Raw genomic sequence first — 10,859 nt, 5'->3', positions numbered from 1 at the left:
ACCATTGCTCGCCAGCGCGTGGCTGTGGTGCGTGCGGTGCGCTCCGCGCTGGAGCGGCGCGGTTTTCTCGAAGTCGAGACGCCAATCCTGCAGACGTTGGCCGGCGGCGCGGCGGCCCGGCCGTTCGTAACGCACTCCAATGCGCTCGACGCGGACCTCTACCTACGGATCGCACCGGAACTGTTCCTAAAGCGTTGCTTGGTGGGCGGTTTCGAGAAGGTGTACGAGTTGAATCGTGTGTTCAGAAACGAAGGCGCGGATTGGACACATTCACCTGAATTCGCGATGTTGGAGACATATCAGGCCTACGGAACCTACGACGATTCTGCGAGCGTCACGCGCGAGATTATTCAGGAGGTCGCCGACGAGGCGATCGGCACCAGAAAGGTGCCATTGCCCGATGGCACTATCTACGATCTCGACGGCGAATGGGCGACACTTCAAATGTATCCGTCGCTCTCAGATGCTCTCGGTGAAGAGATCACTCCACAGACTCCGGCCGAACACTTATGGAAGATCGCAGACCGACTCGAGGTTGAGATTGCGCGCGATCGTGGTTACGGACACGGGAAATTGGTCGAGGAACTTTGGGAGCATACGGTGGGAAACACGTTGTGGGCGCCCACCTTCGTACGCGATTTTCCAGTGGAGACGACGCCGCTCACCCGGGCCCACCGGAGCATAGAAGGCGTCACCGAAAAGTGGGATCTGTACGTCCGCCGTATCGAGCTTGCCACGGGCTACTCGGAGCTTATTGACCCAGTTATCCAACGCGAAAGGTTCGAAGCTCAGGCCCGCGCGGCGGCGGCAGGCGACGACGAGGCAATGGCTCTGGATGAGGATTTTCTGGCCGCTTTGGAGTATGCGATGCCGCCGTCGACCGGTACCGGAATGGGCATCGATCGGTTGTTGATGGCATTGACGGGACTGTCGATTAGAGAGACCGTTTTGTTCCCGATTGTTCGACGTCACAGCAACTGAACTGCTTCTATTCTCAAAGTTGTTGAATGGTGTGCCTTCATATGGCACATTGGTGCGGGGGTTCGAGATCTAAACTACTCATCTAGAGTTCAGGCAGAAGGGTCAGTGTGAGCTAATGGCGAAGAAAGTGACCGTCACGTTGGTCGATGATTTCGACGGCGAAGGCGCCGCCGATGAGACGGTCGAATTCGGGCTCGACGGGGTGAGCTATGAGATCGACCTTTCTTCGAAGAATGCCGCAAAGCTTCGGAACGATCTGAAGCAATGGGTCGACGCAGGCCGTCGAGTGGGGGGCCGCAGGCGCGGGCGTTCGGCTGGATCCGGTCGCGGGCGTGCGGCGATCGATCGCGAACAGAGCGCAGCGATCCGGGAATGGGCGCGCCGCAACGGCCATAATGTGTCGACCCGCGGACGTATCCCGGCCGATGTCATCGACGCATTCCACGCGGCAACATAATTCGCCGTTGCCAGGCCCCGCTCGTTAGCGGGGTCTGACCGCGGCGCCGACGGCAAGCCCCGCCGCGGCGACGCCGAACTCAACTGTTGCCGCGGTCGCATCCGACAGCAGGCCGATGAGCGGCGAACCGGCAGCTTGCCCGGCGGCGATCACGAAGAACGGGGCTCCGACGCCAAACGCAGGATGGTCGGGATAGATCCGCACCCCCCGCAGCAGCAGCACTCCGGTCAGGGCGATGTAGACAGCGCCGAACACCGCCGCCGCGGCGAGGATGACCAGGTAGTGGTGGACGGCGAACGCGAAGGTCGCCGTAGCGCCGGCCAGTACAACCATCGCGATCGACCACGCGGCGGCCAATCCGACCCTTGCCGTCAGATCACCGGTCAACGCGCCGAGTAAGCCGGCAGCACCGAGGACGATCCACAACACGGTCGACGCTGCGCTGCTGACTCCGCCGCTGCTGATCGCGATGTCGCGGTGGCCACCACGATCGCCACGCAGTAGCCGATATAGCTGCTCGACGCGATGGCGCCCGCGACGGTGCCGTCGAGCCCGAATTCTTCGGTCAGAACCGGGAGGAATAAGCCATAAGCGAACCGGGCCAGTCCGTAACACACCGCGATCAACCACAAGCCGGCCGCGGCCAACCGAACATCTCGCGACATGACACCCCTACACTGGTCCGTGCTGCGACCGGCGGATGCCGCGTACCCAGCCGGTATGCGTGCCTTTCGCTAGCGGCGAACCGATTGCCGGTCGACAGCGGAACGATCTACGAAGTTCGCGGCGTTGCTGTGTTGCGTCCGTGCGGACCTCCGCGCGGTGGGGCACGCGAGGCGGCCGCCCACTACAGTAGAAGGCGGGCACAGGGCACTTTCTCGAGTGCTCCCGCAGTACCCAATGGTGAGGAGAGCAGGTAACCACCGATGTTCGAACGTTTTACTGACCGCGCACGCCGCGTCGTCGTCCTGGCTCAAGAAGAGGCCAGGATGCTCAATCACAACTACATCGGGACCGAGCACATCCTGTTGGGCCTCATTCACGAAGGCGAGGGCGTAGCGGCCAAGTCGCTGGAGTCCCTGGGCATCTCGCTGGAAGGTGTTCGCAGCCAGGTCGAGGAGATCATCGGCCAGGGGCAGCAGGCGCCGTCCGGCCACATCCCGTTCACCCCGCGCGCCAAGAAGGTGCTCGAGCTGTCGCTGCGCGAGGCGCTGCAGCTCGGCCACAACTACATCGGCACCGAGCACATTCTGCTCGGCCTGATCCGTGAGGGTGAGGGCGTGGCCGCCCAGGTTCTGGTCAAGCTGGGCGCCGAGCTCACCCGCGTGCGCCAGCAGGTCATCCAGCTGCTGAGCGGCTATCAGGGCAAGGAAACCGCGGAAGCCGGCACCGGCGGTCGCGGCGGCGAAGCGGGCAACCCGTCCACTTCACTGGTGCTCGACCAGTTCGGCCGCAACCTGACCGCAGCCGCCATGGAGGGCAAGCTCGACCCCGTCATCGGCCGCGAGAAGGAAATCGAGCGGGTGATGCAGGTGCTGTCCCGTCGCACCAAGAACAACCCGGTGCTGATCGGCGAGCCCGGCGTCGGCAAGACCGCCGTCGTCGAGGGTCTGGCGCAGGCCATCGTGCACGGTGAGGTCCCCGAGACATTGAAGGACAAGCAGCTCTACACGCTTGACCTCGGTTCGCTGGTGGCGGGCAGCCGCTACCGCGGTGACTTCGAGGAACGCCTGAAGAAGGTGCTCAAGGAGATCAACACCCGCGGCGACATCATCCTGTTCATCGACGAGCTGCACACGCTCGTCGGCGCGGGTGCCGCTGAAGGCGCGATCGACGCGGCCAGCATCCTCAAGCCGAAACTGGCCCGCGGTGAGCTGCAGACCATCGGCGCCACCACGCTCGACGAGTACCGCAAGTACATCGAGAAGGACGCCGCCCTGGAGCGCCGGTTCCAGCCGGTGCAGGTCGGCGAGCCGACGGTCGAGCACACCATCGAGATCCTCAAGGGTCTGCGCGACCGCTACGAGGCGCACCACCGCGTGTCGATCACCGACGGCGCGATGGTGGCGGCGGCCACATTGGCCGACCGCTACATCAACGACCGCTTCCTTCCGGACAAGGCGATCGACCTGATCGACGAGGCCGGCGCCAGGATGCGGATCCGTCGCATGACCGCGCCGCCAGACCTGCGTGACTTCGACGAGAAGATCGCCGAGGCCCGTCGCGAGAAGGAGTCCGCGATCGACGCGCAGGACTTCGAGAAGGCGGCGAGCCTGCGCGACAAGGAAAAGCAACTCGTCGGGCAGCGTGCCGAGCGTGAGAAGCAATGGCGCTCAGGCGATCTCGACGTGGTTGCCGAGGTCGACGACGAGCAGATCGCCGAGGTGCTCGGCAACTGGACCGGCATCCCCGTGTTCAAGCTGACCGAGGAGGAAACCACTCGGCTGCTGCGCATGGAGGACGAGATCCACAAGCGGATCATCGGCCAGGAGGACGCCGTCAAGGCGGTCAGCAAGGCGATCCGGCGTACCCGCGCCGGGCTGAAGGATCCCAAGCGCCCGTCGGGCTCGTTCATCTTCGCCGGCCCTTCAGGGGTCGGTAAGACCGAGCTGTCCAAGGCGCTGGCCAACTTCCTCTTCGGCGACGACGACGCGCTCATCCAGATCGACATGGGCGAGTTCCACGACCGCTTCACCGCGTCGCGGCTCTTCGGTGCCCCTCCGGGCTACGTCGGCTACGAAGAGGGCGGCCAGCTCACCGAAAAGGTGCGCCGCAAGCCGTTCAGCGTGGTGCTGTTCGACGAGATCGAGAAGGCCCACCAGGAGATCTACAACAGCCTGTTGCAGGTCCTCGAGGACGGGCGTCTCACCGACGGCCAGGGCCGCACGGTCGACTTCAAGAACACCGTGCTGATCTTCACGTCGAACCTGGGCACGTCCGACATCAGCAAGGCGGTCGGGCTTGGCTTCACCCAGGGTGGCGGCGAGAACAACTACGAGCGGATGAAGCAGAAGGTCAACGACGAGCTGAAGAAGCACTTCCGCCCGGAGTTCCTCAACCGCATCGACGACATCATCGTGTTCCACCAGCTGACTCGCGAAGAGATCGTCAAGATGGTGGAGCTGATGATCGGCCGGGTGGAGAAGCAGCTCAAGAGCAAGGACATGGCCATGGAGCTGACGGACAAGGCCAAGTCCCTGCTGGCCAAGCGCGGGTTCGATCCAGTGCTCGGCGCGCGGCCGCTGCGTCGCACCATCCAGCGCGAGATCGAGGACGCACTGTCGGAGAAGATCCTGTTCGAGGAGGTCGGACCCGGCCAGCTCGTCACGGTCGACGTCGACAACTGGGACGGCGAAGGCTCCGGTGAGGACGCGGTGTTCACCTTCGTCGGCACCAAGAAGCCGGCCAAGGCGCCCGAACCGGATCTGGCGCAAGCCGGTGCCGCAGGCGCCCCCACCGCGGCCGCCACGGAGTAAGCACGAGCAGCGAAAGCGGGCGGCTACCCCACTTGTGGGTGGCCGCCCGTTTCGTGTCTGGCTCGTTCTGGTGGGACCTTGCGATCGGCATCGCTGCCGCGTTAGTGCTGGCGTGGGTGGCGTTGGTGATCGCGCTTGCGATGCTGCGGCCGCGGGGCGGGATGCTTCGCGAGGCCATGCGGATCCTTCCCGACGTACTGCGCCTGATTCGTCGCCTGGCCGCCGACTGCACCCTTGCCCGCGGCGTCCGCGTCCGGCTGGCGCTGCTGCTGGCCTATCTGGCGATGCCGTTCGACCTGATCCCGGACTTCATTCCGGTGCTCGGTTACGCCGACGACGCGATCATCGTGACCGCGGTGCTTCGCAGCGTGGTGCGCCGCGCCGGTATCGACGCAGTCCGCGCGAACTGGCCTGGAAGCGATGACGGGTTCGCCGCCCTCGTTCGCCTGACCGGTCTGCCCCACGCAAACAACGACAACCGCTAGACGCGTTGTTTAGGATGCTGTTGTAATCGGCGGGCGAAGGAATGCTGGTGAAAATCCAGAACGGTCGCGCCACTGTGGACAGTCAGACCCGACGCCCGCCGTCACCCTTTGGAACTGGGACGCGAAATCCCGGAAAGGAACACCGGATATGACCACTCCTGGTAACTCATCGACCGTGAGGGCAACCGCCGTCGACCTGTCGGCTACGAAGGCGGCGCTCTGGCTGTCGCTGACCGCATTCCTCGCGCTGTCGGTGCTCTATTTCGTCGGGCTCGACCAGGGCGCGACGTCGGTTTTCGGCAACAACACCTACGTGCACGAATTCGTCCACGACGCGCGCCATCTGCTCGGCTTCCCGTGCCACTGATCGCCGCTGACGGCGACTGACACATGGAAAAGCGAATAATCGCGCGCGGTCTATTAGCCGGCGCAATCGGTGGTGTGCTGGCATTTCTGTTCGCCCGTATTTTCGTGGAGCCGGTGATCGATCGTGCGATCGCATACGAGGACGCGGCCGCTGCGGCACACGATCACGGGGGCCACGAGCACGGCGTCGAGTTGATCACCCGCGGCGTGCAGGCGAATGTCGGCCTCGGCTTCGGAGTGATCGGGTTCGCGGTCGCGATGGGCGCACTGTTCGCCGTCGCGTATTGCGTGGCGTACGGCCGCGTCGGCAACATCTCGCCGCGGCTGCTATCGGTGCTACTGGCCGGCGGGATGTTCTTGTCGCTCTACGTCATTCCATTCCTGAAGTATCCGGCCAGCCCGCCCGCGGTCAGCCTCGACGAAACCATCCAGCAGCGCACCTTGCTGTACCTGCTCATGGTGGTGTTGTCGGTGGCCCTGCTGGTCGCTGCGGTGTACGCAGGGCATCGGCTGGCCTCGCAGCTGGGTGCGTGGAACGCCACGCTGGTGGCGGCGGGTGGCTATGTGGTGGCTGTCGCGGTCGTCATGTTGGTGCTGCCGGCCATCCAGGAGACACCAGGCGACTTCCCCGCCGAGGACCTCTACGAGTTCCGGCTGTATTCACTGGGCACTCAGTTGGTGCTGTGGGCGGCGATCGGCCTGGTCTTCGCGCCGTTGGTGGGGCGACTGCTCGGTGAGACGCGGCGGGCGGAGACAATCAGCGCGTGACGCCCGAAGCCGAGGCATGAGCGAGGTCGTCCGGCTGACCCTCGTATCCCATGCCATGACGGATGCGATGGCAGCCGGACGGTTTCCCATCGACGAGCCGCTCAACGCCGTCGGGCACCGACAAGTTGACGCGTCGATAGAACTCGGTGTCACCGAACGGTCGTTCTGCGGACCGGAGAAGCGGACCAGGCAGACCGCTGACCTGCTCGGTCTGCACGCGAGCACCGAACCGCGGCTGGCGGACCTGGACTGCGGCAGCTGGCGCGGCGATGTGTTGGGCAACGTGGCGCCAGCAGACCTGTCGGTTTGGCTGACGGACCCCACCCGGGCACCGCACGGCGGCGAATCGCTCATCGAGCTGATCGACCGGGTAAGTGGGTGGATGGACTCGCTGACCGCGCGGCGCACCAGGCTCGTCGCGGTGACACATCCCGCGGTGATCCGAGCCGCGATTCTGGTTGCCCTCGATGCTCCGCCGAAGTCGTTCTGGCGCATCGACATTGCGCCAGCGAGCCGGACGGTGATGCACTTTCGTGGGCACGCATGGACGCTGCGCTCCAGTAGGTGACTCAGTCCGTCGGCGCCAGGTTGAAGGCCTGGCGCACGATGGACAACAGCCAAGCCGCCGCGGTCTGGCTCTGGTAGCGCGGCCAGTTGAGCTGGAAGCTGACCACCCAGGGCTGGCCGGTGTGGTCTTCTGCGTACCAGCTGAATGTCAGGTCCCCAGGCAGGTTTCCGCCCTTGGCGCCGATATAGGGCCACTTCGCCTTGTTGAGTTCGATGCCCGGTATGGCCGAGAGAATCTGCCTCACCGGCGCTGCCTTGCCAACGGCGGCGGTCTGCAGCGCGGCGTGCACGCGGCAGATGTCGGCTGCACTGCCGTACCACTCAGCACCGAAGTTCGAGGCGGGAGTCGTGGTGCGCGTTGGATCCGGTTGGAAGGGACGGGAATTCGTCTGCTGCAGCAGCTGTGCGCGGACCTGCGGTGTGGCCCGTTTCCATTGCTCACGCAGGTCCGGTTCACCCCAGCCCACCGAGAACAGCTCGTGCATGGTGGGGAACGGCGTCATGCTCGCCGGATCGTGATGGCCGGCCGCCACCAGTGCGCGTTCCATCGCGCCAGGCCCCAGACTCGCGATCAGCAGGTCGGTGGCCATGTTGTCGCTTGCCGAAATCATCTCCTGTGCAGCGGTTCTCACTGACACCGTGGCGCCGGCCGGCAGATCCTCGAGGCTGGCCGAGCCGACCGCCTTGGCCTCCTCGGTGATGGTGAGCTGGTCGTCCCAGCCCAGCGTCCCGGCCTTGACGGCGTCCGCAACGGCAAGCAGCACATAGAGTTTGAAGATCGACGCCAGCGGCAACGACAGTTCGGTGTTGGAGCCTGCCACCACCGAACACTTGCCGTCGTTCACCTTCGACACCTGATACGAGTAGCGCGCGCCGGACTTTTTCAGTTCTGCGTCGATGTCTTCGAAGTTCTTGATCGCAGGCTTTTGCAACGTCACCTGGAATCGATCAACCATGCCGGCTTCGTTGGTGCGCAACTCGATGTCCTGCGCCGCCCCGTAGGACGTCAATACATGCAGGGTCGCGCTGCCGGCGCCCATGCTGATTCCGCTGACGGTGATCGGACGGTCCAGCCACAGGTTGCCCATGGCGGAGGTGATGCCGTTGACCTGTTCTGGAGCGGCCATGGTGCGCACGCCGACGGTGCCGATCGGCCATTCCGAGTTGATCATGTCCATGGTCTGCTTGGCCCGCAGCCCCTGGGGTGTATTGGTGCCGATCGGGACGCCGTAGGCCGCATCCGCAGGCCCGGGCCCTGTGTTGGCACAGCCGCTGGCAAGGGCGACGACAAGCGCGACGGCGACCGTCAGGCCGGCCACGCCGTGTCGCGCCCGGCCAGCGTTACGCGTTGGCGCCGGTCCCCGCAACGTCCAGCACAACCTCGAACTCCAGCAGCGACGCGCCCGTGGCCACGGGATTCGCGCGCTGACCTGCGTGCGCCTCGACCGCAGGGCCCGTCGCCCATGCCTGAAACGCCTCTTCGGACTCCCACTGAGTCACCACGAAGTAGCGGTCTTCCCCCTTGACCGGTCGCAACAGCTGGAAGCCGAGGAAGCCGGGCTGGTTGTCCACGGCGTGTGCACGGTTCGCGAACCGCTTCTCCAGTTCCGGACCGGCGTCGGGCGGGACCTCGATTGCGTTGATCTTCACCACGGGCATGGCATTCAGGCTACAGCCCCCTAACGGTTAGATAACGGTGTGCACACCCAGCCTCTTATCCGCCGGGGCGGCCGAGGAGAGCCGTTGGTGCTGGTGCACGGCCTGATGGGACGGGGGAGCACCTGGTCGCGTCAGCTGCCATGGCTGACCCGGTGGGGGGAGGTGTACACCTACGATGCGCCGTGGCACCGCGGCCGCGATATCGCCGACCCGCACCCGATCAGCACCGAACGGTTCGTGTCAGACCTCGGCGACGCGGTCGCGGCGCTGGGCCGGCCGGCGACGATGATCGGGCATTCGATGGGGGCGTTGCACTCCTGGTGCCTGGCCGCGACGCGCCCGGATTTGGTGCGCGCCCTGGTGGTTGAGGACATGGCACCCGACTTCCGCGGCCGCACCACCGGCCCTTGGGAGCCGTGGGTGCACGCGCTGCCCATCGAATTCGGTTCGGCCCAACAGGTTTACGACGAATTCGGCGAAGTGGCTGGGCAGTACTTCCTCGAGGCGTTCGACCGGACGGAGACGGGCTGGCGGCTGCACGGTCATCCCAAGGTGTGGATCGAGATCGCCGCCGAGTGGGGTAATCGTGACTACTGGCGGCAGTGGCGGGCGGTGCGAGTGCCTGCTTTGCTCATCGAGGCGGGCAACTCCGTGACACCGAATGGGCAGATGCGCGAAATGAATGAAACCGGCCACCGGACAACGTATTTACACGTGCCCGGTGCCGGCCATCTGGTCCACGACGACGCGCCGCGGATCTATCAAGAAGCGGTGGAGTCGTTTCTAGCGACGCTCGCCGGTGACGCCTGAAGCAGGCCAGGTGGGCTGCTGCTCGAAGCGAGTGCGGATGGCGTCGACGTCATGCGCGACGCGGAAGCCGTCGCGGTCGTCTTCGAACAGCCGCCCCGTCATAGGCGCGGACCAGCGGAACTGGTCGAACCGGATGCGAAGCGAGTCAGAGCGATGGGCGGCCCAGCTGAGCGCCGCTGCCACCGCGAAGGGGGCGATCAGGATCAGGAATGTCAGTGCAGTGGTCATGGCAGTAATGCTCCGCTGATAAAGATCCCGCCAACAGTGGCAGGAAGGACACCTTGAGATAAAATGCTGCCATGGCAATAAAGAGCGTATCGGCACTGGTGCTGGACGGTCTAGCGGTTTTTGAGTTCGGCGTGATCTGCGAGGTCTTCGGCATCGACCGCTCGGCTGACGGGGTGCCCAACTTCGACTTCAAGGTTTGCGGCCCCGAACCGGGCAAGCCGCTGCGGACGTCGGTCGGCGCAACAATCACCCCTGATCACGGTCTCGATGACCTCATCGGGGCGGACCTGGTGGCGATTCCTGCGATCGCCAGTCAGAACGGCGGCTATATGCCCGAGGCCCTGAAGGCGGTGCAGGCCGCCGCCGAGTCCGGGTCGATCATCCTGACGGTGTGCTCGGGCGCGTTCGTCGCGGGCGCGGCCGGCCTGCTGGACGGCCGGCCGTGCACCACCCACTGGATGCACGCCGACGATCTCGCCCGGATGTATCCGACGGCGAACGTCGACCGCAATGTGCTGTTCGTCGACGACGGCAATCTGATCACCAGCGCGGGCACCGCGGCCGGTATCGACGCGTGCCTGCATCTGGTTCGCCGCGAGCTCGGCAGCGAGGTGACCAACAAGATCGCGCGCCGGATGGTGGTGCCACCGCAGCGCGATGGCGGTCAGCGCCAGTACATCGACCAGCCGATCCCGGTTCGATGTTCGGAAGGCTTTGCGCCGCATCTCGACTGGGTGCTGAGCAACCTGGACAAGCCACTGACCGTTGCGACGCTGGCACGCAGGGTCAACATGTCGGCGCGCACGTTCGCCCGCCGGTTCGTGGAAGAGACCGGTCGCACACCGATGCAGTGGGTGACCGATCAGCGTGTGCTGTACGCGCGCAGGCTGCTTGAGGAAACCGACCTCGACATCGATCGGATCGCGGACCGGTCGGGCTTCGGCACGGCGACGCTGTTGCGTCACCACTTCCGTCGCATCATCGGCGTGACACCGTCGGACTATCGGCGCAGGTTCGCCTGCGGCGGTCCGTGCGAGGAGACCGCGGCTACTGCCTGAGCCG

14 protein-coding genes and 1 riboswitch are annotated in these 10,859 nt (G+C 65.1%); of the genes, 9 read left to right on the top strand and 5 right to left on the bottom strand.

Annotated features, from left to right (window positions below; all coding sequences use genetic code 11):
- Positions 1–981 (top strand): amino acid--tRNA ligase-related protein (locus VFH65_RS29695; protein WP_353326766.1); only part of this gene is annotated, 981 nt, incomplete at its 5' end.
- A 115-nt stretch (positions 982–1,096) separates the two neighbouring features.
- Positions 1,097–1,438 carry a histone-like nucleoid-structuring protein Lsr2 gene (lsr2, locus tag VFH65_RS29690; protein WP_192724432.1) on the top strand — a complete coding sequence of 114 codons (342 nt, stop codon included), beginning with the start codon at positions 1,097–1,099 and terminating at the stop codon, positions 1,436–1,438.
- Positions 1,439–1,462: 24 nt separating this feature from the next.
- Here the strand turns inward: lsr2 and VFH65_RS29685 are convergent, their stop codons facing one another.
- Positions 1,463–1,867: a hypothetical protein gene (locus tag VFH65_RS29685; RefSeq protein ID WP_353326764.1), complete on the bottom strand. Its 405-nt coding sequence runs from the start codon at positions 1,865–1,867 to the stop codon at positions 1,463–1,465.
- Complete coding sequence (locus VFH65_RS29680) at positions 1,822–2,103, bottom strand: YbfB/YjiJ family MFS transporter (RefSeq protein ID WP_353326762.1); 282 nt, start codon at positions 2,101–2,103, stop codon at positions 1,822–1,824. The genes VFH65_RS29685 and VFH65_RS29680 overlap by 46 nt, the downstream gene beginning before the upstream one ends.
- 261 nt (positions 2,104–2,364) lie before the next feature.
- Here VFH65_RS29680 and clpC1 point away from each other — a divergent pair, with 261 nt between their 5' ends.
- The 5 genes from clpC1 (at position 2,365) to VFH65_RS29655 (ending at position 7,101) form a co-directional block, all read left to right on the top strand.
- Entirely contained in the window at positions 2,365–4,914 is a 2,550-nt protein-coding gene (gene clpC1 / locus VFH65_RS29675; protein WP_353326760.1) for an ATP-dependent protease ATP-binding subunit ClpC, read from the top strand.
- Positions 4,915–4,952: 38 nt separating this feature from the next.
- Positions 4,953–5,399, top strand: coding sequence for a YkvA family protein (locus tag VFH65_RS29670; RefSeq protein ID WP_353326758.1), 447 nt, complete (start codon positions 4,953–4,955; stop codon positions 5,397–5,399).
- A 14-nt stretch (positions 5,400–5,413) separates the two neighbouring features.
- Positions 5,414–5,539, top strand: a riboswitch (adenosylcobalamin (AdoCbl) riboswitch).
- 8 nt (positions 5,540–5,547) lie between these two features.
- On the top strand, positions 5,548–5,766 hold the full coding sequence (locus VFH65_RS29665; protein ID WP_353326757.1) for a CbtB domain-containing protein: 219 nt from the start codon (positions 5,548–5,550) through the stop codon (positions 5,764–5,766).
- A 23-nt stretch (positions 5,767–5,789) separates the two neighbouring features.
- The gene (locus tag VFH65_RS29660) at positions 5,790–6,533 is read left to right on the top strand and encodes a CbtA family protein (protein ID WP_353326755.1); all 744 of its coding nucleotides are present in this window, start codon (positions 5,790–5,792) and stop codon (positions 6,531–6,533) included.
- Between the two features lie 16 nt (positions 6,534–6,549).
- Positions 6,550–7,101 (top strand): histidine phosphatase family protein, encoded by a 552-nt coding sequence (locus VFH65_RS29655; RefSeq protein WP_353326753.1) that lies wholly within the window; start codon positions 6,550–6,552, stop codon positions 7,099–7,101.
- A gap of 1 nt (position 7,102) precedes the next feature.
- Here VFH65_RS29655 and VFH65_RS29650 read toward each other — a convergent pair whose 3' ends face one another.
- Both VFH65_RS29650 and mhuD read right to left on the bottom strand, forming a co-directional pair.
- Positions 7,103–8,479: a serine hydrolase gene (locus VFH65_RS29650; protein ID WP_414688538.1), complete on the bottom strand. Its 1,377-nt coding sequence runs from the start codon at positions 8,477–8,479 to the stop codon at positions 7,103–7,105.
- Positions 8,442–8,759, bottom strand: coding sequence for a mycobilin-forming heme oxygenase MhuD (gene mhuD / locus VFH65_RS29645; protein ID WP_353326749.1), 318 nt, complete (start codon positions 8,757–8,759; stop codon positions 8,442–8,444). Before mhuD ends, VFH65_RS29650 begins: the two co-directional genes overlap by 38 nt.
- Before the next feature lie 39 nt (positions 8,760–8,798).
- Between mhuD and VFH65_RS29640 the strand changes: the two genes are divergently transcribed.
- Entirely contained in the window at positions 8,799–9,569 is a 771-nt protein-coding gene (locus VFH65_RS29640) for an alpha/beta fold hydrolase (protein WP_353326747.1), read from the top strand.
- Here VFH65_RS29640 and VFH65_RS29635 read toward each other — a convergent pair.
- Positions 9,543–9,797, bottom strand: coding sequence for a hypothetical protein (locus tag VFH65_RS29635; RefSeq protein ID WP_353326745.1), 255 nt, complete (start codon positions 9,795–9,797; stop codon positions 9,543–9,545). The two genes, VFH65_RS29640 and VFH65_RS29635, sit on opposite strands and share 27 nt — an antisense overlap.
- A 71-nt stretch (positions 9,798–9,868) precedes the next feature.
- Between VFH65_RS29635 and VFH65_RS29630 the strand changes: the two genes are divergently transcribed.
- Entirely contained in the window at positions 9,869–10,855 is a 987-nt protein-coding gene (locus VFH65_RS29630; RefSeq protein WP_353326743.1) for a GlxA family transcriptional regulator, read from the top strand.
- The last annotated feature ends 4 nt before the right edge of the window (positions 10,856–10,859 follow it).

Source organism: Mycobacterium sp. (assembly GCF_035697385.1).
GTDB lineage: Bacteria > Actinomycetota > Actinomycetes > Mycobacteriales > Mycobacteriaceae > Mycobacterium.
This window is presented reverse-complemented; position numbering and strand designations above follow the sequence as displayed.